The sequence below is a fragment of the Stutzerimonas azotifigens genome (assembly GCF_013522725.1).
GTDB classification, from domain to species: domain Bacteria; phylum Pseudomonadota; class Gammaproteobacteria; order Pseudomonadales; family Pseudomonadaceae; genus Stutzerimonas; species Stutzerimonas azotifigens_A.
Genome location: NZ_JAAMRF010000003.1, coordinates 253,340 through 278,019, shown reverse-complemented (window position 1 = coordinate 278,019; position 24,680 = coordinate 253,340). Strand labels below are relative to the sequence as shown.

The 24,680-nt window shown below is 65.4% G+C and carries 23 protein-coding genes; 12 read left to right on the top strand and 11 right to left on the bottom strand.

The window, feature by feature from the left end; genetic code table 11:
• Together G7026_RS07175 and gap are read right to left on the bottom strand one after the other, a co-directional pair.
• Positions 1-1,938, bottom strand: coding sequence for an ATP-binding protein (locus G7026_RS07175; RefSeq protein WP_181070068.1), 1,938 nt, complete (start codon positions 1,936-1,938; stop codon positions 1-3).
• A 102-nt stretch (positions 1,939-2,040) separates the two neighbouring features.
• A complete protein-coding gene (gene gap / locus G7026_RS07170; protein ID WP_181070067.1) occupies positions 2,041-3,063 on the bottom strand; it encodes a type I glyceraldehyde-3-phosphate dehydrogenase in 1,023 nt (340 codons plus the stop codon).
• Between the two features lie 195 nt (positions 3,064-3,258).
• Between gap and G7026_RS07165 the strand changes: the two genes are divergently transcribed.
• Together G7026_RS07165 and G7026_RS07160 are read left to right on the top strand one after the other, a co-directional pair.
• Positions 3,259-3,849: a 3-keto-disaccharide hydrolase gene (locus tag G7026_RS07165; protein WP_181070066.1), complete on the top strand. Its 591-nt coding sequence runs from the start codon at positions 3,259-3,261 to the stop codon at positions 3,847-3,849.
• A 112-nt stretch (positions 3,850-3,961) separates the two neighbouring features.
• Positions 3,962-4,534 (top strand): xanthine phosphoribosyltransferase, encoded by a 573-nt coding sequence (locus tag G7026_RS07160; protein WP_181070065.1) that lies wholly within the window; start codon positions 3,962-3,964, stop codon positions 4,532-4,534.
• Positions 4,535-4,545: 11 nt separating this feature from the next.
• Here G7026_RS07160 and G7026_RS07155 read toward each other — a convergent pair whose 3' ends face one another.
• The 5 genes from G7026_RS07155 to dadA all read right to left on the bottom strand — a co-directional run bounded on the left by G7026_RS07155 (position 4,546) and on the right by dadA (position 8,122).
• Complete coding sequence (locus G7026_RS07155) at positions 4,546-5,064, bottom strand: cupin domain-containing protein (protein ID WP_181070064.1); 519 nt, start codon at positions 5,062-5,064, stop codon at positions 4,546-4,548.
• Between the two features lie 129 nt (positions 5,065-5,193).
• Positions 5,194-5,619 (bottom strand): c-type cytochrome, encoded by a 426-nt coding sequence (locus G7026_RS07150; protein ID WP_138408009.1) that lies wholly within the window; start codon positions 5,617-5,619, stop codon positions 5,194-5,196.
• 218 nt (positions 5,620-5,837) lie between these two features.
• Positions 5,838-6,386 (bottom strand): cupin domain-containing protein, encoded by a 549-nt coding sequence (locus G7026_RS07145; protein ID WP_181070063.1) that lies wholly within the window; start codon positions 6,384-6,386, stop codon positions 5,838-5,840.
• 106 nt (positions 6,387-6,492) lie between these two features.
• Positions 6,493-6,849: a RidA family protein gene (locus tag G7026_RS07140; protein WP_181070062.1), complete on the bottom strand. Its 357-nt coding sequence runs from the start codon at positions 6,847-6,849 to the stop codon at positions 6,493-6,495.
• A complete protein-coding gene (gene dadA, locus G7026_RS07135; protein WP_181070061.1) occupies positions 6,821-8,122 on the bottom strand; it encodes a D-amino acid dehydrogenase in 1,302 nt (433 codons plus the stop codon). Before dadA ends, G7026_RS07140 begins: the two co-directional genes overlap by 29 nt.
• Before the next feature lie 145 nt (positions 8,123-8,267).
• Here dadA and G7026_RS07130 point away from each other — a divergent pair, with 145 nt between their 5' ends.
• The 4 genes from G7026_RS07130 (at position 8,268) to G7026_RS07115 (ending at position 12,689) form a co-directional block, all read left to right on the top strand.
• Entirely contained in the window at positions 8,268-8,759 is a 492-nt protein-coding gene (locus tag G7026_RS07130) for an Lrp/AsnC ligand binding domain-containing protein (RefSeq protein WP_181070060.1), read from the top strand.
• Positions 8,760-8,888: 129 nt separating this feature from the next.
• Positions 8,889-10,193, top strand: coding sequence for an NAD(P)/FAD-dependent oxidoreductase (locus tag G7026_RS07125; protein ID WP_181070059.1), 1,305 nt, complete (start codon positions 8,889-8,891; stop codon positions 10,191-10,193).
• A 61-nt stretch (positions 10,194-10,254) separates the two neighbouring features.
• Complete coding sequence (locus G7026_RS07120; protein ID WP_181070058.1) at positions 10,255-11,793, top strand: phospholipase D family protein; 1,539 nt, start codon at positions 10,255-10,257, stop codon at positions 11,791-11,793.
• Between the two features lie 158 nt (positions 11,794-11,951).
• On the top strand, positions 11,952-12,689 hold the full coding sequence (locus G7026_RS07115; RefSeq protein WP_181070057.1) for a hypothetical protein: 738 nt from the start codon (positions 11,952-11,954) through the stop codon (positions 12,687-12,689).
• Between the two features lie 15 nt (positions 12,690-12,704).
• On the opposite strand, the gene G7026_RS07110 is transcribed toward G7026_RS07115, so the two are convergent.
• On the bottom strand, positions 12,705-13,223 hold the full coding sequence (locus tag G7026_RS07110; protein ID WP_181070056.1) for an Mpo1 family 2-hydroxy fatty acid dioxygenase: 519 nt from the start codon (positions 13,221-13,223) through the stop codon (positions 12,705-12,707).
• A gap of 42 nt (positions 13,224-13,265) precedes the next feature.
• Positions 13,266-14,846: a methyl-accepting chemotaxis protein gene (locus G7026_RS07105; RefSeq protein WP_181070055.1), complete on the bottom strand. Its 1,581-nt coding sequence runs from the start codon at positions 14,844-14,846 to the stop codon at positions 13,266-13,268.
• Between the two features lie 222 nt (positions 14,847-15,068).
• On the opposite strand from G7026_RS07105, the gene G7026_RS07100 reads away from it, so the two are divergent.
• Complete coding sequence (locus G7026_RS07100; protein ID WP_219858340.1) at positions 15,069-16,025, top strand: TAXI family TRAP transporter solute-binding subunit; 957 nt, start codon at positions 15,069-15,071, stop codon at positions 16,023-16,025.
• Positions 16,026-16,032: 7 nt separating this feature from the next.
• On the opposite strand, the gene G7026_RS07095 is transcribed toward G7026_RS07100, so the two are convergent.
• Positions 16,033-17,550, bottom strand: a complete 1,518-nt coding sequence (locus tag G7026_RS07095) for a 3-hydroxyacyl-CoA dehydrogenase (RefSeq protein WP_181070054.1) — start codon at positions 17,548-17,550, stop codon at positions 16,033-16,035.
• Positions 17,551-17,668: 118 nt separating this feature from the next.
• On the opposite strand from G7026_RS07095, the gene G7026_RS07090 reads away from it, so the two are divergent.
• Together G7026_RS07090 and G7026_RS07085 are read left to right on the top strand one after the other, a co-directional pair.
• On the top strand, positions 17,669-18,112 hold the full coding sequence (locus G7026_RS07090; RefSeq protein ID WP_181070053.1) for a PaaI family thioesterase: 444 nt from the start codon (positions 17,669-17,671) through the stop codon (positions 18,110-18,112).
• A 4-nt stretch (positions 18,113-18,116) separates the two neighbouring features.
• A complete protein-coding gene (locus G7026_RS07085) occupies positions 18,117-19,451 on the top strand; it encodes a hypothetical protein (protein WP_181070052.1) in 1,335 nt (444 codons plus the stop codon).
• A 3-nt stretch (positions 19,452-19,454) separates the two neighbouring features.
• On the opposite strand, the gene radC is transcribed toward G7026_RS07085, so the two are convergent.
• Positions 19,455-20,129 carry a RadC family protein gene (radC, locus tag G7026_RS07080; RefSeq protein ID WP_181070051.1) on the bottom strand — a complete coding sequence of 225 codons (675 nt, stop codon included), beginning with the start codon at positions 20,127-20,129 and terminating at the stop codon, positions 19,455-19,457.
• Positions 20,130-20,378: 249 nt separating this feature from the next.
• On the opposite strand from radC, the gene coaBC reads away from it, so the two are divergent.
• From coaBC to algC, 3 genes are all read left to right on the top strand, one after another.
• Positions 20,379-21,587 (top strand): bifunctional phosphopantothenoylcysteine decarboxylase/phosphopantothenate--cysteine ligase CoaBC, encoded by a 1,209-nt coding sequence (gene coaBC, locus G7026_RS07075; RefSeq protein WP_181070050.1) that lies wholly within the window; start codon positions 20,379-20,381, stop codon positions 21,585-21,587.
• Positions 21,588-21,591: 4 nt separating this feature from the next.
• Positions 21,592-22,047 carry a dUTP diphosphatase gene (gene dut, locus G7026_RS07070; protein ID WP_181070049.1) on the top strand — a complete coding sequence of 152 codons (456 nt, stop codon included), beginning with the start codon at positions 21,592-21,594 and terminating at the stop codon, positions 22,045-22,047.
• 1,240 nt (positions 22,048-23,287) lie between these two features.
• A complete protein-coding gene (gene algC, locus G7026_RS22535) occupies positions 23,288-24,679 on the top strand; it encodes a phosphomannomutase/phosphoglucomutase (RefSeq protein ID WP_219858359.1) in 1,392 nt (463 codons plus the stop codon).
• Position 24,680: the final 1 nt, after the last annotated feature.

The window sequence follows — 24,680 nt, the reverse complement described above, 5'->3', positions numbered from 1 at the left end:
TCAGCGCCCGCGGAGGATCGTCTCGATGCGCGCGGCCAGCACATCCATGGCGAACGGCTTGGTCAGCACGTGCATATCCGGCTCCAGACCGCCATAGCCGAGCACCGAGTGTTCGGCGTAGCCAGTGATGAACAGCACCGGCAGCCCAGGGCGCTGGGCACGCGCGGCATCGGCCAGCTGTCGACCGTTCATGCCGCCGGGCAACCCGACATCGGATATCAGCATGTCGATGCGCGCCGGTGATCGCAAGAGTTCAAGGCCGGCGGTGCCGTTAGCCGCTTCCAGCGCGATATAGCCGAGTTCACCCAGCACCTCGGCGATCAGTTCACGGATCGTAGGCTCGTCATCCACGACCAGTACCGTCTCGCCCTGCAAGGCACCGCCGGGCGTCGGCGGGGACGCTTGCTCGCTCGCAGGCACAAGCGAATCGCCGCTGCGAGGCAGGTACAGGCTCACCACCGTACCTTGCTCTGGCACGGAGTCGAGCCTGACCTGACCGCCCGACTGGCGGGCGAAACCGTAGATCATCGACAGGCCGAGCCCGGTCCCCAGCCCGAGCGGCTTGGTGGTAAAGAAGGGATCGAAGGCGCGACTGGCCACCTCGACCGTCATGCCGACGCCGGTATCACGAACCTGTATCAGGGCGTAGTCGCCTGGAATCAGTTCGAGGGGCGCGGCCTGGATGCCGGCGAGCGAGACGTTCCTGGTCTCGATCGACAGGCGCCCGCCCTCGGGCATCGCGTCGCGGGCGTTGAGGCACAGATTGAGCAGTGCATTCTCCAGCTGATTGGCATCGCAGAGGGTGATCCACAACGCATCGTCCAGCTGGGTGCTCAGCTCGATACTGGGCCCGACGCTGCGGGAGATCAGCTCCACCATACCGCTCACCAGTTGGTTCACCTGCAACGGCCGTGGATCGAGCGTCTGCCGACGGGAAAAGGCCAACAGTCGGTGAGTGAGCGCCGCGGCACGCTGGGCAGCCCCCTGCGCCAGGTGCAGATAGCGCTCCATTTCATCGTAGCGCCCCTGTTGCAACCGCACCTGCATCAGGTCCAGGCTGCCAGAGACTCCGGTGAGCAGGTTGTTGAAGTCATGCGCCAGACCGCCGGTGAGCTGCCCCACCGCCTCCATCTTCTGGCTTTGCCGCAGCAGTGTCTCGGCCTCCTCCAGCGCTCGGGCCTGAGCCTTGAGGGCGCTGATATCACGCACATTGGCGTACACCAGCCCATCGCGCACCACCGAACTCCAGGACAGCCAGCGGTAGGTACCATCGCGATGACGCAGCCGGTTTTCGAAGTTGAACAGGATCTCGCCCTCGGCCAGCGCGCCCAGGGCCTGGTGGCTATGCTGCAGATCGTCCGGATGCACCAGCATCGAATAACGCCGCCCGACCAGTTGCTCGCGATCCCAACCCAGCACGCCGCTCCAGGCCGGATTGAGGCTGGCGAAGCGGCCGTCGAGCCTGACGGTGCAGAGCATGTCCGGTGCCGCCTGCCAGACCTGGTCGCGCTCGCGGGTGCGCAACTCTGCCCGTCGCTCGAGCGTTGCGGCGAACTGGCGAAGCCTCGTGTAGCTATGTCGCAGCGAGGCGCAGACGGCGACGATACTGGCATTGACGACGAGGTACAGCGCGTTGGCAGTCCATTCCTGGCCGCTGAGCCTGAAGGAATTCGGCTCGCCGACGAACAGGTAGGCAGCCAGCCCGGCACTGAAGACCGTCGAAACCAGCCCCGGGCCGAGGCCCAGGACGAAGCCGATGACCATGAGCACCGGAATGAACAGCAGGTACGGCAGGCCCATGACCGGCACGACCTGCCGCAGGTAGGCGCTGACTAGCACCGCCAGGACGGCGATCAGGTAACGCGAGGGCAGCGAGAGCCGCCGGCTCGGCAATGCACCGAGTAGACGGTAGACGAAGGGGGGCGTGTCTCGGCGCAAAAGCTCGACCTGAAGGCAGCCGCCGGATGGCAGCGGTGCGGCAGTATATATATAGGGAAGACCCGGCGCGGCACACAGGGCAAGTGTGCCGCGCAGCCTCCGTCAAACCTGGCTCGGCTGGGTGCCTTGGCCTTGCCAGGCCAGCGCCACGTCGAGCATGCGGTTGGCGAACCCCCACTCGTTGTCGTACCAGGCCAGGACCTTGACCAGATCGCCCTGAACGCGGGTCTGGTTGAGGTCTGCGACGCACGATACGGGGTAACCCACGAAGTCGCTGGATACCAGCGGCACCGCGTTGCACTCCATCACCCCGTCCGGCATGCGCCGTGCGCCCTCGCGCAGCACCTGATTGATCGCATCGGCATTGCCCGGACCACGCTCGGCGGTGAAGGTCAGGTCGAGCAGCGACACCGTGGGCGTCGGCACCCGCACGGCGAGCCCGTCCAGCCGACCGGCGAGCTCCGGCAGGACCAGGCCGATGGCCTTGGCCGCCCCGGTGGTGCTGGGGATCATCGAGAGCGCTGCGGCCCGGGCGCGGTAAAGGTCCTTGTGGGTCTTGTCCAGCAGGTTCTGGTCATTGGTGTAGGAATGCACAGTGTTCATCAGCCCGCGCCGGATGCCGACCGCCTCGTGCAGCACCTTGGCCAGCGGCGCCAGGCAGTTGGTGGTGCAGGATGCATTCGAGATGACCTGCTGGTCGCCCAGCAGCTCATGGTTGACGCCATACACGACGGTCAGGTCGGCGCCGTCGAGCGGGTGCGAGGCGAACACCCGCCTGGCACCGGCCTGCAGGTGCTGGTCGATGTCGGGACGCTTCTTGAACCGGCCGGTGCATTCCATCACCAGGTCCACGTCCAGTTCCTTCCAGGGCAGATTGCCCAGCTCACGTTCGCTCAGCAGGCGGATCGACTGGCCGCCGACGAGCATCTGGTCGCCATCGACCTCGATCTTTTCGCCGAAGCGGCCGAAGGTGGAATCGAAGCGGGTCAGGTGAGCCAGCGTCTCGTTTTCGCTGAGGTCGTTGATCGCCAGGATCTGGATCTGATCGCCCAGCCCGCGCTCGAACAAGGCCCGAAGGACGGCGCGACCAATACGGCCATAGCCATTGAGTGCGATACGCAGCATGACGCTCTCCTCTTGGTGAATGCCCTCAAAGCTTAGGTCACTGAGCCGACGGCAAGGCTCCGCCCGGCGGAACTGCGACGGCAGGCCGCGGCGAACCCACACGGATGGGGCCAGTCCTAACTGCAACGCCACGCCGGAGAAAACAGCCATGCCCCTTCCCGCTTCGTCGCCCGACGCCCGTTTCAGCGCTCGGCCATGAACCGTTCATTGGACGCCAGCCGTTGGCGCGCCTGGCGCGGCGAGGGTTTTCCGGAAAACAGCTGGCGCATCGCCGAGGGCGAACTACAGGCAATCGATACCGCGCCGAGAGTCGATCTGGCATCGCGCGAGCGCTTCGGTAACTTCATCTTCAGTTACGAATTCTGCCTGCCAGCAGCGGGCAATTCCGGCGTGCTCTATCGCGCCAGCGAAGCGGCCGAGATGTCCTGGCAGAGTGGCCCGGAGATCCAGTTGCTCGACGATTCGCTGCATTCGGACGGCCAGCAGCCCACTACCTGCAACGGCGCGCTCTACGCCCTGCGCGCGCCGGCGCTGGCAACGCCGATCGAGCCCGGCCGCTTCGTCAGCGGGCGCCTGGTGGTTCGTGGGATGCAGGTCGAGCATTGGCTCGACGGCAGGCAGGTGCTCGCCTATCGCCTCGACGACCCGCGGCTGCAAGAGGCCATCAGGCAAAGCAAGTTCGCGTCCTATCCGCGCTTCGCCGCCGAGCCCGTGGGGCATCTGGTATTGCAGCACCACGGCGATGCGGTGCGCTTTCGCAACTTGTGGCTCGACACCTTCGACTGAGCGCCGCCGGCCTGGCGGCGCTTTGAATTGCCCGGGCGTTGAGCGAGAATGCGCGGCTTTCCAGGCGACGGTAGGCGACGCCTGTGCGTAGATCCGCTTGAGAGGCGCGTTCGTGGAACAGCTGAAAGAGAAAATCCGCAGTGAAGGCATCGTGCTGTCCGACAAGGTGTTGAAGGTCGACGCGTTCCTCAATCATCAGATCGACCCACAACTGATGCAGCAGATTGGCCGGGAGTTCGCGCGCCGCTACCAAGGCCAGGGCATCACCAAGATCGTCACCATCGAAGCGTCCGGCATCGCGCCGGCTGTCATGGCTGGGCTCGAACTTGGGGTCCCGGTGATCTTCGCGCGCAAGCACCAGTCGCTGACCCTGACCGACCATCTGCTGACGGCCTCGGTGTATTCGTTCACCAAGCAGGTGGAAAGCACCATCGCGATCTCCACCAACCACCTGAGCCCAAGCGACCGGGTGCTGATCATCGACGACTTCCTGGCCAACGGCAAAGCAGCCAAGGGCCTGATCACCATCATCGAACAGGCCGGCGCGAGCATCGTCGGCCTGGGCATCGTCATCGAAAAATCCTTCCAGGCCGGCCGCCAGGAACTCGAAGCCCTCGGCCTGCGCGTCGAGTCACTGGCCCGGGTTCAGGCCTTGCAGGACGGCCAGGTCCACTTCGTCGACTGACCGGCCTGGCATCAGGCCTGGCGCCACACGCTGACCAGTGCGCCCTGGGTGCCGGCCACCGGATCGCTGATCGGCACGTCGACTCGGGCGATGCGGGCCACCGCCTCGTCGTGGGTGGCCGCATCCGGGCGCATCACGTCATAGGGCTGGTTCACCGGATAGCCGCCCACCACAAGAAAGTCCTCGCTGGCCGAGAGCTGGCAATGGCCGGTACCGGCCGGCAGCACCAGCACGTCGCCCCGGCGCACCTCCACTTCCTGCCCCTGCTCGCCCCCGAGCATCAGCCGCGCGTTGCCGCTGGCGACGCCGAGGACCTCATGGGCGGTGGAGTGGTAGTGGTGGTAGTCGTAGACGTCCGCGCGCCACTGCGCAGGCCACAGATGGGTGGCGAACAGCGCCTCGAAGGCAGACGCGTAGTCGCCATCGGCCAGCGGCAGGTCGCGATAGATCAGTACGGGGTGCGGGCTGTTGGGCGTGCGCCCGTCGCTGTGCAGCTGCAATTGCTCGGGAGTCTGGGCGGAGCTGGGCATGGGTACCTCGCGAATCGGATAATCCGGCCCGCGACGGACCGGCTATGGGAATTCGACCCGGCGCCGCCTGTTTTTGCTCAGCTAGAACGACGAAGCCGCCCGTAGGCGGCTTCGCTTGGCACGATGCGATCAGAGACCGGACATGTGCTCGATGGCTTCGCGCAGCTCGTCATCCGAGCAGCTGGCGCAGGTGCCTTTGGGCGGCATGGCGTTGATACCGCTGATCGCTTTGGCCAGCAGGCCGTCCATCCCGCCTTCCTTTTCCGAACGGGCTTGCCAGGCGGCTGTGTCGCCGACCTTCGGGGCGTCCAGCAGGCCGGTACCGTGGCAGGCGTTACAGAACTTGGCGACCACCGCTTCACCGGTCATCGCCGCGCCACCGGCCGCGGCGGCAGCGCCCGGGCCTGCAGCGGCGCATTCTTCGCCCTGAATGCAGACCGAGCCGACCGGCTTGAGGCGGTTGGCGATGTTTTCGTCACTCGCAGCCTGAGCGCCCATTGCCCACAAGGCCAACACGGCAGCCTGTGCTGCCAGGATCTTCTTAATCAGCTTCACCTTACATCCTCATGTGGCTAGATACGCCCGCGGCCACGGTGACGGGCCCGACGACCATCGGTCGCAGTCGTTCGAAATGGACCTGTTACGCGAGCGGGCGCCAGTATAACGGTTAGGTTTGCCCTCCGAAACAACCCTGGTTGTCGCGGGGCCTTCGGATTCTTCGCTGCCGCCGAGCGGCAGGTGCGCTACAGCGTACGCCAGCCCTTTGCGCGCCGTCAGAAATTGGCCGGCGTGGTGGCGCTGATCAACCGCGCCGGTTCGCTGAACGGGTTGCGAAAACGATGCGGCTTGCTGCTTTCGAAGTAGTAGCTGTCGCCGCTTTGCAACACGTAGATCTGGTTGTTGACCGTCAACTCCAGCTGCCCCTGCACCAGCATCCCGGCTTCCTCGCCTTCGTGGGTCAGCATCTCTTCGCCGGTGTCGGCGCCTGGCGGATAGGTCTCGTCGAGGAACGCGATCGCACGGCTCGGGTGCGCCCTGCCGATCAGCTTCATGCTGACATTGCCGTCGGAGATATCGATGAGTTCTCCGGCCCGGTAGACCACCTGGGTGTCGCTGTCCTGCTCGAAATCCTGCGAAAAGAACTCCACCAGCGACATCGGGATCCCGCTCAGCACCTTTTTCAGCGAGCTGATCGAGGGGCTGACACTGTTTTTTTCGATCATCGAGATGGTGCTGTTGGTGACTCCGGCACGCTTGGCCAGTTCACGCTGGGAGAGTCCCTTGAGCTTGCGGATGGTTTGCAGTCGAACACCGACGTCCAATGCTTGAGCCTCTTGTAATGCACGGCGAAGAGGCGGCTATCATGGCGACGGCGTTCAGTATTTACAACACGGAGTTCGGATATTTGCTCGCCTGCGGGCGGGGTCGTTATTCAGGCAGCGCTGCCACCACCGAGAGTTCGACCAGGATTTCAGGCTCGCAGAGCTTCGCCTCGACGGTGGCTCGCGCCGGCGCCACGCCTTCGGGCAGCCACTGGTCCCACACCGCGTTCATACCCGCGAAGTGGGCGTCGATGTCCTTCAAATAAATGGTGACCGACAGAATGTGCCGCTTGTCGCTGCCGGCTTCGGCGAGCAGCGCCTCGATGGTGGCCAGGGTTTCGCGGGTCTGCTGTTCGATGCCAGCGCTCAGATCATCCGCTACCTGGCCGGCCAGATAGACCGTGCCGCGGTTGATGACGATCTGACTCATGCGGTTATTGGTGTGCAGGCGCTGGATGGGCATGTTTGCGTGATTCCTTGTGCTGACCGTAACGGGAGATATCCAGGCCTTCGGTGCTGATCTGCGGATGGCGCTTGGCGATCAGATCCGCCAGCAACCGACCGGAGCCGCAGGCCATGGTCCAGCCGAGCGTACCATGGCCGGTATTGAGGAAGAGGTTGCGGTAGGCCGTGGCACCGACGATGGGGGTGCCGTCCGGGGTGGCGGGTCGCAGGCCGGTCCAGAACTCCGCCTGGCTGGCTTCGCCGCCCTCGGGGAACAGATCGCCGACCACCATTTCGAGCGTCTCGCGGCGGCGCGGATTGAGCGACAGGTCATAGCCCGCGATCTCGGCCATCCCGCCGACACGGATGCGCTGGTCGAAACGGGTGATGGCGACCTTATAGGTCTCGTCCAGCACCGTGGACATCGGTGCCATTGCCGGATTGCCGATCGGCACCGTCAGCGAGTAGCCCTTGAGCGGGTAGACCGGCGCGCGGATCCCCAGCGGCGCGAGCAACGCCGGGCTGTAGCTGCCCAGCGCCAGCACGTAACGGTCGGCGGTTTCCAGCGTGCCGTCGATCCAGACGCCGTTGAGACGGTCGCCGGAAACGTCCAGGCGCTGGATGTTCTGCCCGAAGCGGAACTCGACGCCCAGCTGGCGCGCCATGTCCGCCAGCTGGGTGGTGAACAGCTGGCAATCGCCGGTCTGGTCGTTGGGCAGGCGCAGGGCGCCGGTGAGCTTGTCGGCCACTTTGCCCAGCGCCGGCTCGGCGAGGGCGATGCCGGCACGATCGAGCAACTCGTAGGGCACTCCGGAGCGCTCCAGCACCGCGATGTCCTTGGCCGCGCTGTCGAGCTGCGCCTGGGTGCGAAAGAGCTGGGTGGTTCCCAGCTGGCGCCCCTCGTAATCGATGCCCGTCTCGGCGCGCAGTTCATCCAGGCAATCGCGACTGTATTCGGACAGGCGCACCATGCGCTCTTTGTTCACCGCATAGCGGGCAGCGGTGCAGTTACGCAGCATCTGCGCCATCCACAGGTACTGCTGAACGTCGCCGGTAAGCTTGATCGCCAGCGGGGCATGGCGCTGCAGCAGCCACTTGATCGCCTTGAGCGGAACGCCGGGCGCAGCCCACGGCGAGGCGTAACCAGGCGAGACCTGGCCCGCGTTGGCGAAGCTGGTCTCCTGCGCCACCGCCGGCTGGCGGTCGACCACCGTCACGTCGAAACCGGCGCGCGCCAGATAGTAGGCACTGGTGGTGCCGATCACGCCGCTGCCAAGGACCAGAACTCGCATTGCTGCCTCCTAGCCCGCCGAGCGAGCTTCCGTATGCGCTATTGAGCGCAGTATAGAAAAGGGCAATCAGTGTTTTTGCCTATATAAGCAGCTATATTTAGCAATAATTCTCGCCATATAGCCGCCTTTCGGAGGCATATCCACCATGCGAACCCGCCATCAAAGTCGTCGAGAACTCGACAAGATAGACCGACAGCTATTGCGCCTGTTGCAAGCCGAGGGCCGACTGCCATTCACCGAACTCGGCGAGCGAGTTGGGCTGTCGACCACGCCCTGCACCGAGCGGGTCCGCCGTCTGGAGCGCGAGGGCATCATCATGGGCTACAGCGCGAGGCTCAATCCACAGTTCCTCCAGGCCGGCCTGCTGGTGTTCGTCGAGATCAGCCTGGCCTACAAGTCCGGCGACATCTTCGAGGAGTTCCGCCGCGCCGTGCTCAAGCTGCCCCATGTGCTGGAATGCCATCTGGTTTCGGGCGATTTCGATTACCTGGTCAAGGCGCGTATTTCGGAGATGGCGTCCTACCGAAAACTGCTCGGTGACATCCTGCTCAAGCTGCCCCACGTCAGGGAGTCGAAAAGCTACATCGTCATGGAGGAAGTGAAGGAATCCCTGGATCTGCCAGTGCCCGAACAGTGAACCCCAACCGCCAATCGACGCCGAAACAAGAACGAGCAAGCCTGGAACGGATCGACTTCGACCAAACCCGCGCTTTGCGTTGTCTGAATGCCGGCCTATGCTGGAAAGAAAAATGTTTCAAGGTATGAAATGAGCATTACTTCACTGCACACACCTTCTCACGCCAATTCCTACTACGCCTCCAGCACCAATCGCCCGCTCGAACTGCCCAGCCTCGCTGGTGAATTGCGGGCCGACGTATGCATCGTCGGCGGCGGATTCAGCGGTCTCAATACCGCTATCGAACTGGCCGAGCGCGGCCTCAGCGTGGTGCTGCTGGAGGCGCGGCGTATCGGTTGGGGCGCCAGCGGACGCAACGGCGGGCAGCTGATTCGTGGTGTGGGCCATGATGTCGAACAGTTCGAGCGTTCCATCGGCGAAGACGGCGTCGTCGCCCTCAAACAGATGGGTATCGAGGCAGTGGATATCGTTCGCCAGCGCGTCGAGCGCTATGCCATCGACTGCGACCTGACCTGGGGTTACTGCGACCTGGCAACCAAGCCGCGCCATCTGAAGGCCTTCGAAGAGGAATACGCCGACCTGATGCGCCTGGGCTATCCGCACCCGGTGCGGCGGGTATCGAAGGTCAACCTCGGTGAGATCATTGGCTCGCAGCGCTACCTGGGCGGCTTGGTGGACATGGGATCGGGCCACCTGCATCCGTTGAATCTGGCGCTGGGCGAGGCCGCCGCGGCGCAATCACTCGGCGTGCAACTGTTCGAAGACTCGACCGTCACGCGCATCGATCATGGCGCGCAGGTCGCCGTGCATACGGAACGGGGCGTGGTGCGCGCCGACACCCTGGTGATCGCCTGCAACGCCTACCTGGGCGACCTGCAACCGCAGCTTGCCAACAAGGTGCTGCCCGCCGGCAGTTACATCATCGCCACCGAGCGCATGCCCGAGGCCCTGTGCCGCGAGCTGCTGCCCCAGAACATGGCAGTGTGCGACCAGCGCGTGGCGCTCGACTATTTCCGCCTCTCGGCCGATGGGCGCCTGCTGTTCGGCGGCGCCTGCCATTATTCCGGCCGCGACCCCAAGGACATCGCCGCCTACATGCAGCCGAAGATGCTGCAGGTGTTCCCCCAACTGGTCGGCATCGGCATCGCCTACCAGTGGGGTGGCATGATCGGCATCGGCGCCAACCGCCTGCCGCAGATCGGCCGCCTGCCGGACCATCCGAACGTCTACTACGCCCAGGCCTATTCGGGACACGGACTGAACGCAACGCACCTGGCCGGACGCCTGCTCGCCGAGGCGATCTGTGGCGAGCAGAGCACCGGCTTCGACCTGTTCGCCGGAATCAGGCACCCCAGCTTCCCCGGCGGCCGCCATCTGCGCTCGCCGCTGCTCGCGCTGGGCATGCTCTGGTATCGCCTCAAGGACCGTTTCTGAATTACCGCACGCCGCCGACGTCCAAGCACCCAAGGAACCAGAACGACAACAGGAGTGACGCGTGCGAGTGCTGATACTGGCGGTGCTTTTGCTGGCTGGCTGTGCCCAGGTCACGCCCATTCCCTCCCACTCCCTCCCGCCGGACAGCACGCCGCTGGGGCGCCGCGTGCTGGAAATGGCTGCACAGCACCCCCCAGGCTATTCGGGTTTTCGTCTGCTCGACTCGAGCACCGAGGCCTTTGCCGCGCGCATCAAGATGTTCCGCTCGGCGCAGGCCACGCTGGATGTGCAGTACTACATCGTTCACGACGGCCTAAGCACACGCGCACTGGTCAAGGAGCTGCTGCAAGCGGCCGATCGCGGCGTGCGGGTACGGCTGCTGCTCGATGACACCACCAGCGCCGGCAATGACTATCAGATCGCACGCCTGGCCGCCCATCCCAGCATCGAGGTCCGGGTATTCAACCCGCTGCACGTGGGACGCAGCACCTTCGTGACCCGCTCCTTGGGGCGGCTGATGCTACTGTCCAGGCAGCATCGGCGGATGCATAACAAAGTGGTGGTGGTCGACAGCAGCCTGGCCATCGTCGGCGGACGCAACCTGGGCGACGAATATTTCGAGGCCGACCAGGGATTCAACTTCACCGATATCGACCTGCTCGGCGTTGGCCCGGTAGCCAATCAGCTGGCCGATAGCTTCGACGAATACTGGAACCACGAGCTGAGCATCCCGATCCAGCAGTTCCTTTGGCGACCACCGACCGAGCGCAGCCTGGCCGAGGCGCGCCAGCAGGTCGCCGAATTTCTCGAACAGGCGCGCCTGGAAAATTCCGAGCGCTGGCAGCACCTGATGACCGACCTGCAGCAGCCGCAGTTCGAAAGCTGGCTGCAGGAATTGACCTGGGCGCCCGGCCAGGCGCTATGGGATCACCCCGATAAGATCGGCGCCACCGGCCTGCCCGACCCCGACCTGCTGCTGACCACCCAGCTCGAGCCGGTCCTGCGCGACGTCGAGCACGAGCTGACGCTGGTGTCGGCCTATTTCGTTCCGACCCAGACCGGCGTCGAGTACTTCGCGCGCAAGGCCGAAGCGGGTATCACCATCCGTCTGCTGACCAATTCGCTGGAGGCCACCGACGTACCCATCGTCCACGGCGGCTACGCGCCCTATCGCCCGCAACTGCTGGAGATGGGCGTCCAGCTGTTCGAAATGCGCCGGCAGCCGGAAGAGGAAACCTCCTACAACCTCAGTGGATCATCCGAATCCAGCCTGCATAGCAAGGCAGCGGTGTTCGATCAGCAACGGGTCTTCATCGGCTCGCTGAACTTCGACCCACGTTCGGTGCTGTGGAATACCGAAGTGGGCATTCTCGTCGAAAGCCCCGATCTAGCCCGCCAGGTGCATGAGCTGACGCTGGAAGGCATGGCGCCTTCGATCAGCTACGAGGTGCGCCTGCAAGAGCGCGACGGCAGCCAACAACTGGTCTGGCTCGCCGAAGACGACGGCCGGGCATATGTCCTGGACAAGGAGCCGGGAGGGGCCTGGCGGCGCTTCAATGCCTGGATCGCGAGAGTCGTCGGGTTGGAGCGGATGCTCTAAGCGAGCCGACAACGAGGCGGCCCGATGGTTCAGGGATGAACGGCTTGCTGACGACAAATCACTCTTTGGTGCAATGGCGGTGCGCTTGTCGATGCGTAGGCTACGCCTGACTGCATAATTGCAGCGCTGCTCGACAAAAATAAAAAGGAGCACTCCCCATGGCACGTCCTTTATGGTTAGGGATGATCATCGCGGTTGCCGGTTGCGTTTCCGGCCTGCTCGCACCAGCCCAAGCCTCCCCTCTCGAAAACGCGCAGATCTACGCCAACCGGGCCACCAGCAGTTTCCTGCTGTACCGCGGCGAAGGTTTTCAGCAAGCCCATCTCACCCGCCTGGAACAGGACATCGGCCAGCTCGATGCCGCGGTGCAGAGCCTCGCCACCGCCAGCCCGGACCTGCGCCTGAAGCACCAGGAGCTCGTCGCGCTGCTGCGCGAAGGAGCCGCCTTCGGGCACACCGAAGACGACGTGCCCTGGGGCTGGCCGTCGAAACTGGCGAAGTCGTTGCGCGACTTTCTCACCGCCTCCCGAGAGCAGCAGGGCGGTGACACGCAGGCCGAACTACCTGCGAAGGTCGAATACCTGGCGGTGCAGTACCTGAGCCGCGCCTATATCGGCTCATTCGAAACCGCCCGTGAACAGCCAGATACCTATCTGGGGCAGGACGAGCGCAAGTTGGTCCCGGCGATCGATGAGCAGATACGGCAGCTCGAAATCGACGGCGACCCACTGATCGCCAAGCTCAAGGCGCGCTGGGACTTCCTCAAATCGGCCCTGACGGACATGAACAGCGGCAGCAACGGTTTCAACAGCGCCTCGGGGCGGCCGTTCGCGCCGATCATGGTCGATCGTCACACCCGCGGGCTGAGCGATCAATGGATGGCACGCGCTCAGTAAGCCGCAGCGCGGCGCTCAGGCTTCGGCCGGTCGCCGCTTGAGCCCGCCGGAGCGGGCTTCGATCGCGAGCCTCACCTCGTCGCGCAGCCTGATCAGAAAGCCCGCTTCGGCGACCACGAACAGTGGCCCGACGATCAAACCGCGCAGATCGTCGAGAAAGGCTGGCTTGCGGCCCTCGTAGTAGTGCCCGATGAACTGGATCACCCAGCCGAGCGCGAACAGGCCGATCCCAACGGCCAGCCAGGCTGCCGTCGCCCCACTGGCCAGCACCGCCCCGCCCCACAGGCAAAGCGCCAGCAACCCGGACATGACCAGCCCATAGCGCAGGTCCAGCCGCAGGTAAAACACTGCCGACAAACCGGCCGCCAGCGCTGCCGGACTCAGCCAGAACCCGCCGAGCGACAGGCCCGGCCGGGACAGCAGCACCGCCACGGCGAACACGATCATCGGAATGCCAATGAAATGGGTGACCAGGTTGCGCGGGTCACGGTGATAGGCCGCGTAACCGGCCAGGTGATCGATAAGCGTCTTCATCAAGCGTCATCCCCGCAAAGCACAATGATGGCTGGCGCGCATTCAGCGCGACGCCGTTTCCGGTTCCGGCCGATAACCCAGCCGCAGACCGCCCCAGTGCCGCCCGCGCACCATGATCGGCACCGAGAGGTCGTGCATAAGCTCACCGGTGTCGCGGCTGTAGGTCTGCAACAGCAAGTCGCGCTGATGGCTGCCGCAGCGGCTCCCGGTGCGGTCGTTGAACAGACGTTTGCTGCGGCTCTTGACGATATCGATGGCCGGATCGCCCACTGGCGGCTGGCTGAACGCACGGTTGTGAGTGGGCACGTAACCCTCCGGCGTGGTGGCGATGGCATAGACCAGCGCATCGTTGCGACTGAGCAGCGGCTCCTGGATATCCGGCAGAACCCCGTCGGCATAGCGATCGAAACGTGTCTGATACTTCGGCGGCTGGGTGCCCGGTAGCGGGACGTAACGGCGATCGAACAAGTCATCCAGGCTCAGGCGACCGGCCTGCAGGTCCGCATCGAAACGCGCAGCGATCGCCGCCGCGCCTTCGCGCGCCAGGTCGTAGATGCGCTGGTGATAGTCATCGAGCTGGACCTGCGCCAGTTGCTCGCTCACGGTCTCGGCCTGGGCCACCAAGCGCTCGGAGGCCTGACCGACCTGCCGGGTCTGCTCTTCGCTGCCGTGCACATCCTCGCGCAGTTGGTCGAGGGCGACGAACAGATCGGCCAGACGCTGATGATTGCTGGCGGTACCCGAGGCGATGGCCGCCACTTGGACTTCGACATCACTGGCCAGGGTCGCGATCTCGGTCAGCTGAGTGCCGCTGTCGGCTACCTCGCCCGCCACCTGATCGAGCTGGCTGGCCTGCTGATGGATGTGGGCAACTACCGCCTGGCTCTGGGCGCCAATGTCGCTGATCATCCGTCCGACTTCCTCGGTGGCGCTGGCGGTACGGCCCGCGAGGCTGCGCACCTCGTCGGCGACGACCGCGAAACCGCGCCCCGCCTCACCCGCACGTGCCGCTTCGATCGCGGCGTTGAGTGCGAGCAGGTTGGTCTGGCTGGCGATCGACTGGATGACATCGGTAATACGGCGGATCTCCTCGGTGCGGTTGGCCAGCCCATCGAGCAGATCGCGACTGGCCTGGGTCTGGGCGCTCAGTTGCTGCATGCGCTCGGCCGCCCGCAACAGTCCCCGCCGTCCTTCGTCGCCGGTACGTCTCACCGCCTCGGCGGCCTGCTGCGCCTGGCTGGCGCGCTCGGCGCTGTGCTGTTCGGTGTCGGTCATCGCCTGGGCGCCACTGGCGATTTCACCCAGCGCGCCGAGTTGCGATTGCAGCTTGTTGGCGAGCTGTTCGACGCTGAACGCCACCTGGGCGGCGGCCAGTGCGTTGTGGCAGGTGTGCCGCGAAAGGCGCTTGCTCAGCGCCTCGAAATCCGTCGAGATTCCGCCTTGCACGGACGGCTCGTCGTCACGCCGCCAGGGTCCGAGCCATGGCCAGAGCGCCAGCAGCATGACCGATCCGATCAGCAGCGCCGCCGGCACTGCCATCGACTGGTAGAACATCAGCAGGCCGAACAGCCCCACCGCATGGGCCAGACTGGTCTTGGGAAAACGGGTTAGTGCTGGGCGCATCCTGGCCTCTTCTTATTAGTTGTCACGACAGGGTTGCTTGTACCGCTGCTGCGCCCGGAAACCTAGTGCTCCCTTAGTCGCAGCCAAACGGACCACCTTCGGAAAAGGTTATCGGCGCGGTTGTGTTCAACTGTAGAAGAGGCCAGCAGCCGGCGCGAACGACTAGGCTGTCACTTCGGAGCGGAGCTGGCTGCAACCCATCGAGACCCATGGAGGTACCAGGTGAACAGATCGGCAATTATCGGCTGTGCCATGGTCATGCTGGCAGCGGTGCTGGGCACGGTCGCCCGCGCCGAAACCCGTCCGCTGACGCTCGGCACGTCCACCCAGGGCGGCGGATTCAGCCTTTATGGCGACGAACTGGCCGCGGCGATCAATGCCGTCGATCCCGGACTCAAAGTCATGTCACGGCCAACCCGCGGCACCGATGAGAACATTCCGCTGCTCGAGCAGGGCGAACTGGACATGGCGCTGGTTCAGGGAACGGTAGCTTATGAAGCCCTGGTCGGGGTCGGCAGGCCCCGCGCCGATCTGCGCATCCTCACCGCAATGTATGCCAGCCCCGGGGTGTTCGCGGTGCGCGGTGACGTCTCGGCGCGAACGCTCGACGATCTCAAGGGCCAGACGGTGGTGTTCGGGACCGAAGGCTCGGGCCTGGTCGTGCTGGCAGACTACGTTCTGGAGGGGCTCGGGCTGGACATGCGCCGCGATTTCGATGCGGTGTTCGTCAGCGCCGCGGCCGAATCGCCACGCAAGGTCATTGACGGCGAAGCGGTCGCCTTGTGGGGAGCGGGTGTCGGCTGGCCCGGATTCGAGCGGGTCGCCGGAGCGCCGCAAGGAGCTCGCTTCATCGGCCTGGACGAGGCGCAGCGTGAAAAGGTCCGTGCTCGCCATGGCTTCCTGATGCCCATGCAGTTGCCGGCCGGCAGCTACCCTGGCCAGGACGAGGCGATAGACACGGTGGGCTCCTGGAACCTGGTGCTTATCCGCAGCGACCTGCCGGAGACGCTCGCCTACCGATTGATGAGCGCCATCGACAAGGCCGGGCCGGCATTGACCGCCAGGCTCGAGCAGGCCGGCGAAACCACGCCGGCCAATACGGCCGTCGCCGCGCCGGAGCGCCGCTTGCTGCACCCGGGCGTCGAACGCTACCTGGTCGAGATCGGGCTGCTGGAATAGCGGCCGCTCAGCCTGCAGGTCGGTCCGGCTGGCTCAGCGCAATACCCAGCTGGACGCGACGGCGCAGCCAGGGACTGGGCCGGTAACGCGGCTCGCGGTAGCAGCTCTGCAGGCCTTCGAGAATGGTCAGGATGCGTGCCGGCAGATAGTGCTCGGCAAACCCCAGCGGCCCTTTCGGATAGCCAAGCGCGAGCTGGATGGCGCTCTCCAGCGTCTGCGGCGTGGCGATGCCCTTCTGCGCAATCTCGCAGCCGAGGTTGACGATGCTGGCGACCACCCGCTGGCTGACGAAGCCCGGCGAATCGTTGATCACCTCCACCGGTACGCCATCGGCGCCCAGCGCCTGACGCGCTTGCGCCTCGAGCGCCGGGTCGAGCGCAGGCTGGCGCATCAGCACGCGGCGCTTGTCGAAATCCGAGAACAGGTCATAGGCGAGGGTGCGCATGCCCGGCAGGCCGAGGCGCTCGATCATGTTGCTGGCATCTTCCCCGAGTGGCGTGATCAGGCAGATCGCCGCGTCGGATGGCGTTTGCCCCTCTTCCAGGGTCGCCCCGGCCTGGGAGAGCACCGCTGCGAACTGCGCGCGCACCTGCGGCTCGATACTGTCGAGCCAGAACGGGCGATCGATCGTCACCGGGTCAGCCACGGGCTCGGGACTGCGCAGCTGCTGGCCATTCTCGTACCGGTAGTAGCCCTGCCCCGTCTTGCGCCCGAGCAGCCCGGCGGCGACCCGCTGCGCAGCGAGATAGGACGGTGTGTAACGCGGGTCCTGGTAGAACTGGTCGTGGACCGACTCCATCACCGCATGGGAGATGTCCAGGCCGGTGAGGTCGAACAGCTCGAACGGGCCCATCTTGAAGCCGGGACCGTCGCGCAGGATACGGTCGATCTGCTCGGCCGTGGCGACCCCCTCGGACAGGATGCGCTGGGCCTCGGTGCCATAGGCGCGGCCGGCATGGTTGACGAGAAATCCGGGGGTATCGGGGGTAATCGCAGGGAAATGTCCGGCGTGCTCGGCCAGCGCCACCAACCGGTCGATGACCTCCGCCTCGGTACGCTCGCCGCGCACCACCTCGACCAGCTTCATCAGCGTCACGGGATTGAAGAAGTGAAACCCGGCCACACGTTCGGGCCGGCGGCAGGCGGCGGCAATCCGCGTGACCGATAGCGACGAGGTATTGGTCGCCAGCACCGCATCGTCACTGATCAGGCCTTCGAGTTCGACGAACAACTGCTGCTTTACCTCGAGCTTTTCGACGATGGCCTCTATCAACAGGTCGCATTCGGCCAATTCCGCCAGGCTTCCAGCCGGCTGCATGCGCTCGAGCGTTGCGGCGAGCGCCTCGGCAGTCATTCGCCCCTTGGCGACGTTGCGTTCGAGCAATTCGCGGTTGAACGCCAGGGCCTGGTCGACGGCCTCGGCGCGAACGTCATAGAGCAGGACCTGCTGTCCGGCGGTGGCAAACAATTGCGCGATACCGCGCCCCATGGCCCCGGACCCGATGACACCGATGCGCTTGAACATGCGAACCTCCTTACTTAGAGTCTTTAATTTCGCAGTGCAGAACAACATTTCGTTATATTGACCAGGAGCCTAAAGGCTGCCAGTCTGCGACGCAAGCGCCCAGCACTGTGATCGCCCCATGACCGACACGCCCACTTCCCGCGCCACGCTCGACCAGGTCGGCGCTTCCGTTACCGGATTCTTCCAGGATCTGGGCTGCGAACTGCTCGAGTATTCGCCCGACCGCGCGGTGGTCGCCCTGACTCTGGCGCCGCGTCACCTGAACAACGCGGGCAACCTGCATGGCGGGGTCACTGCGACGCTGATGGATGTGGCGATGGGCCTGTGCGGCACCTGGACCGAGCAGCCCGAGCAGCGGCGCGTGGCCATCACCCTCTCGATGAACGTGAACTTCAGCGCGCCAGCCGCCGCCGACAGCCGTGTGCGCGCCGTGGCCCGCTGCCGCTCGGGCGGGCACAAGACCTTCATGGCCAGCTGCGATCTGCTCGACGAATCGGATCGGCTGATCGCTTTCGGCGAAGGCGTCTTCCAGCGCGGTGCGCTGCGCAGCGAACTGCCGTGAGCCGATGATCGTCCTGCTTCCCCTGGCGCTGGCCTGCGAGCTGCTCGCCCTGGTGACCCATATAGAGGCACTGAGCGTAGCCAGCGCGGGCATGCTGGGGCTGTTCTTCCTCTATCACTGGCGGTCGTTGATGCCCTATCCACGCCGGCTCGGACTGGTAACGCTGGTCGTGCTCGGCGGCTGGCTGCTGCTGGGCGAGCCGAGTTGGCAGAAGGCGCAACGGATGATGAGTTCGGCGGCCTACTACGCGGCCTTCATCGGCGCACTGGGGCTGATGCATTGCCTGGTCAAACGCCTGCATCAGCTCGGCGAGCTGCATCGGCTGCTGCTGTCGGGACCGCGCACCTTTCTCTATCCAGGCTATCTGCTGAGCACCTTCGCCATCAGCTCGATTTTGAGCTTCGGCATGCTCAACCTCATCTGTGGCTCGCTGGACACTCATCTGAGCCGCCGCGCCACTGGCGGCGACCCGCACCGCGAAGGGCGCCGCGGCGTCATGGTCACGGCGCTGCGCGGCTTCGCCCTGGTACCTCTGCTGGCGCCGACGAGCGTGGCGGTGGCGATTCTCACTCGTGAGCTGCCCGGTCTGAGCTGGAGCGCCCTGCTGCCCTTCGGCTTGCTCGGCGCGCTGGTACTGTTGCTGGTCGGCTGGCCGATGGAAAATCGTCGCCTGCAGTCGCTGCTCCGCGAGGGAAGCGAACGCAACGATTCCGACGTCCCGGTTCGCCTGACGGGCCTGATGCTCGGCAGCCTGATCGGCATCGTGCTGATCGCCTTGCTGGCGGCGCTGACCTGGCTCTCGGCAACCCAGGCGGCCATGTTGCTGGTGCCGCTTGCGGTCATCGGCCTGCTGCTCTGGCGTGGGCAGGCGGCAGGCGCGGTCTATAAGGAGGTGGGTGACACGCTGGCCGGCATGCGCAACGAGACGTTCATCTTCGCCGCCTCAGGGTTGCTCGGTGCGCTGACCGCCGAGCTGGTGCCGATACACCTGCTGGCAGGCCAGTTCAGCGTCACGCCGGTCGCGCTGTTCATGATCGGTTCGCTGGGCATGCTCGCAATCATCGCCCTGGCGCTGCTCGGCGTCGCTCCGATCATCTCGCTGAGCCTGTGTGCCGCGCTGCTCGCGCAGCTGGCCGAGCATGGCGTGCCGGTGATGCAACCGGCGGTGGCGCTGCTGACCGGGTTTTCCCTGGCCATGCTGCTGTCGCCCTACGGACCCTCCGCATTGCTGCTGGCGCGCTATGCGCAACTGTCACCGTGGCGCATCGCCTTCGACTGGAACGGTCGCTTCGTGCTCATGGCGATCGGCCCGCTGATGCTGATCGCGCTACTGGCCTGACGCCTACATCCAGCCCTGTTCGGCCATCGACAGCGGCTCTCCGTCGCCGACGATGAAATGGTCCAGGACCCGCACGTCCACCAGCGCCAGGGCATCGGTCAGGCGCCGGGTCAGCTGGCGATCGGCCTGGCTCGGCTCGGCTACGCCGGAAGGGTGGTTGTGGGTCAGGATCAACGCCGCCGCGTTGTGCGCCAAAGCCCGCTTGACCACTTGGCGCGGATAGACGCTGGCGCCGTCGATGGTGCCGTGGAACAGCACCTCGAACGCCAGCACGCGGTGCTTCGAATCGAGAAACAGGCAGGCGAACAGCTCATGGGGCTCGTGCCGCAACCGCGCCGTGAGGTAATCGCGCACCGCCTGCGGACTTTCCAGCGCCGAGTCGCGGCGCATCCGCTCGGCCAGGTGCCGACGCCCCATCTCCAGGACTGCCTGTAATTGCGCATATTTGGCAGGACCCAGCCCCAGATGCGCGCCGAATCGCGCAAGGTCGGACTCGAGCAGCGCGCGCAGGCTGCCGAACTCGGCCAGCAGGTGGCGCGACAGATCCACCGCACTCTTGCCAGCCACCCCGGTACGCAGAAAGATCGCCAGCAGCTCAGCGTCGGAAAGGGCTGCAGCGCCCTGTTCGAGGAGCTTTTCCCGGGGCCGCTCGGCCGCCGGCCAGTCACGAATGCTCATGTCATCTCCTTGTGAGCCGCGGCCCCTGTTCCGTCAGGGGCGCTGTGCTATCTTAGCGCTCTTTTTTGCACAGCGGCCGCCCGGCAGGACGCTGAAAATAACGAGAGCATCGGTTGCCCGACAGAACGTCCGGCACCGGCCGGGAAGCCCGAACAGCCGCAGCGCCGGACCGATCGCGCCCTTCTCGCCCCGCCTCCATTTTCAGCACCCGCCTGCGTCGCGCACCCTTTCCGGCAACAAGGCAGGCTTATGCAGCGGCTGTATCGTAAACGCATCGTCCTGGGCGTCGGCGGCGGCATCGCCGCCTACAAGAGCGCCGAACTGGTCCGCCGCCTGCGCGACCATGGCGCCGAAGTCCGCGTGGTCATGACCCACGGCGGGCGAGAATTCATTACCCCACTGACTCTGCAGGCGCTGTCCGGTCACCCGGTTCACCTGGACCTGCTCGACCCCACCGCCGAAGCCGCGATGGGCCATATCGAGCTGGCACGCTGGGCCGACCTGGTCCTCGTCGCCCCCGCCACCGCCGACCTCATGGCGCGCCTGGCCCAGGGCGTGGCCAACGACCTGCTGACCACCCTGGTGCTCGCCACAGACGCCCCCGTCGCCCTGGCACCGGCCATGAACCAGGCGATGTGGCGCGACCCGGCCACCGAGGCGAACGCCGCACTGCTGGTCGAACGTGGCATCCGCCTGCTGGGGCCTGGCGCCGGCTCCCAGGCCTGTGGCGACATCGGCCTCGGACGGATGCTCGAGCCCGACGACCTGGCTCGCGCGGCGGCCGACTGCTTCGAACGGGATCTGCTCACCGGTCGCCACGTGCTGATCACCGCCGGGCCGACGCAAGAGAACATCGACCCGGTGCGCTACATCACCAACCACAGCTCCGGAAAAATGGGCTTCGCCCTGGCCGAAGCCGCCGCCGAGGCTGGTGCGCGCGTCACCCTGGTGTGCGGCCCGGTCCATCTGCCCACGCCCGATCGGGTCCACCGCATCGATGTGGTCAGTGCCCGCGACATGCTCGCCGCCTGCGAAGCCGCCATGCCCTGCGACCTGTTGATCGCGGCGGCCGCGGTCGCCGACTACCGCCCGGAAGTGGTCGCACCGCACAAGTTGAAAAAAGACCCTGCCAGCGGCGACGGTCTGCTGCTGCAGATGGTGCGCAACCCTGACATCCTGGCCACCCTTGCAGGTCGGGCGGATCGTCCCTTCAGCGTCGGCTTCGCCGCCGAGACCGAGAACCTGCTCGACTACGCCGCCCGCAAGCTTCGCGACAAGAACCTCGACCTGATCGTCGCCAACGATGTCGCCAATCCGAGCATCGGCTTCAACAGCGAGGAAAACGCCGTGAGCGTGATCGACCGCAACCAGCAGGAAACCCGCTTTGGCCAGGCCAGCAAGGGGCACATCGCGCGCCAGCTGGTGGCCTTCATCGCCGACCGATTCAACCAGGCCTGACTCCATGCAAAAGCTCCAAGCCAAGATCCTCGACCCCCGCCTCGGCCGCGACTTTCCCTTGCCGCACTACGCCACGCCCGGTTCCGCCGGCCTGGACCTGCGCGCCATGCTGCCCGCCGACAGCCGGGTCGAGCCCGGCCAGACCCTGCTGATCCCCACGGGCCTTGCAATCCACATCGCCGACCCGAGCCTGGCCGCCCTGGTGCTGCCGCGCTCGGGCCTGGGCCACAAGCACGGCATCGTGCTGGGCAACCTGGTCGGCCTGATCGACTCGGACTACCAGGGCGAGCTGATGGTGTCGTGCTGGAACCGCGGCAGCCAGCCGTTCGACATCGCCGTCGGCGAGCGCATCGCACAGCTGATGCTGGTACCGGTCGTGCAAGCCGAATTCGAACTGGTCGAAACCTTCGACGACAGCGACCGCGGCGCGGGCGGCTTCGGCCATTCAGGCACACGCTGAACCCCACTCTTCAGGATGAGATGTCGGCAGGAACATGAAAGTCTTCAAGCGCACCGCCAAGGAACCCGGCACGTTGAACCCGGCCGATGCAACCTCCACCCAGCGGCCCGGCGGCCCAGGCCTCGCACCAATGCTGCCTGGCCTGATTTCCAGCCTGATCGGGCTGCTCGCCGCCGCTGCCCTGCTCTGGTTCAGCCTCCAGGCGAGCGAGCAGCGACAGCTGAGCGAACTGCGCAGCGCCTGGGGTGAAGGTCAATCCGGCGCGATCAATCAGGCGCTTTACCAGATCGCCGCCGATACCCAGTCCGCCGCCAGCGACCCTCGCCTGCTCGAGGCCCTGCTCAGCGAACAGCCGGAGCGCATCCGCACCGCGGAGCGTAGCCTGGGCTATCGGAGCGGGGTCGTCGATGCACACCTGAACCTTCGCGGCCGCGCTACCCAGAGCACCGGACGCGTCGCACCGATGAACTTCGCTGCGCTGGATCTGCTGCAGCGTGCCGAAAACGGCCAGACGCCGGCGCCTGAAGCCTACAAGGTCGGCAGTCGCTGGATGCTCTACAGCGTCGCCGCGCTTCGCCCCGACCCGCAGCAACCAGCCCTCGGGACTCTGTTGCTGGTGTTCGAGCTCGACCGTCTGCTGGCCTCGCTGCCAGCCCTGCCCGACGGTGTCGGGCAATTGCGCCTGCAACAGCAGTTCGGCAACGCCCCGCCGCAGATGCTGGCCCAGCTCGGCACGCCGGGTCGCGACGATCTGCGCCAGAGCCTGTCAAGCGGCAACCCCAACTGGCAGCTCAGCTTTTCTCCCGGCAATCGTCTGGTACAGCCCTCCGTCTCGCCGGTGGTGCTGATCCTCGCCGGTCTCCTGGCACTGGCCGGCAGCCTGTTCGGTCTGCAACTGGTACTCGGTTCGCAACAACGGCGACTACGCGAAGATGTGCTGCAGTTGAGTCGCATGGTGCAGGAACTCTCCGCCGGCAAGGCCATCAAACCTCCGACTTTGAGCCTGCCGGCGCTCGACGCGCTGGCCAAGAGCCTGGTCCGCATGCCACGGCGCCCCCCGGCTCCGGCAGCCGGCGCTGCGCCTGTCAGCTCCGCTCCCGCTCCGGTGGCCGCTTCACGGCAAGCCAAACCCACCGAGTTCGTCGACCCGCTATACCAGGACACCGATATCCTCGACATCGACATCCTCGATGAAGACCAGGACCTGTTTGGCCTCGACACCATGGAGCGAGAATCCGCAATGAGCAGCGCCAAAGCCCCCCGATTGCCCGCAAGTATCTTCCGCGCCTACGACATCCGCGGCGTGGTTGGCGACAGCCTGACGCCCGAAGCAGCCTACTGGATCGGCCGTGCGATCGGCTCCGAGAGCCTGGCCAAGGGCGAGCCGAACGTGGCGGTGGGCCGTGACGGACGCCTGTCCGGACCGGAGCTGGTGCAGCAACTGATCCAGGGCATCGCCGATTGCGGCTGCACCGTCAGCGACATCGGCATGGTGCCGACGCCGGTGCTCTATTACGCCGCCAACATCCTGGCCGGCAAATCCGGAGTCATGCTCACCGGTAGCCATAATCCGCCCGACTACAACGGCTTCAAGATCGTCATCGCCGGCGATACCCTGGCCAACGAACAGATCCAGGCGCTGCGCCTGCGCATCGAGAACAACGACCTGGCCAGCGGCGTCGGCAGGATCGAGCAGGTCGACGTACTGGAGCGTTACTTCAAGCAGATCCGCGATGACATCGCCCTGGCCAAGCCGATGCGCGTGGTGGTCGACTGCGGCAACGGCGTGGCAGGCGTGATCGCACCGCAACTGATCGAGGCGCTCGGCTGCAGCGTGATTCCGATGTATTGCGACGTCGACGGCAACTTCCCGAACCATCACCCCGATCCGGGCAAGCTCGAAAACCTGCAGGACCTGATCGCCCGCGTGAAAGCCGAAAACGCCGACCTGGGCCTGGCCTTCGACGGCGACGGCGACCGTGTCGGCGTGGTGACCAACACCGGCACGGTGGTCTATCCGGACCGCCTGCTGATGCTGTTTGCCAAGGACGTGGTCTCGCGCAACCCGGGCGCCGACATCATTTTCGACGTCAAATGCACCCGCCGCCTGACCCCGCTGATCAGTGGCTATGGCGGCCGCCCAGTGATGTGGAAGACCGGTCACTCGCTGATCAAGAAGAAGATGAAGGAATCCGGCGCCCTGCTCGCGGGCGAGATGAGCGGCCACATCTTCTTCCAAGAGCGCTGGTTCGGCTTCGACGACGGCATCTACAGCGCCGCCCGGCTGCTGGAAATCCTCAGCCAGGACAAGCGCAACGCCGAAAGCGTCTTTGCCGCCTTCCCCAACGACATCTCGACGCCGGAAATCAATATCACCGTCACCGAGGAAAGCAAGTTCACCATCATCGAAGCGCTGCAGCGCGACGCCGAGTGGGGCGAGGCGAACCTGACCACGCTCGACGGCGTACGGGTGGATTATCAGAAGGGCTGGGGCCTGGTGCGCGCCTCCAACACCACACCGGTACTGGTGCTGCGCTTCGAAGCCGAGACCGAGGAAGAGCTCAAGCGTATCCAGGAAGTCTTCCGCGCCCAGCTTTATACTGTCGCTCCTGATCTTGCCCTGCCGTTCTGAC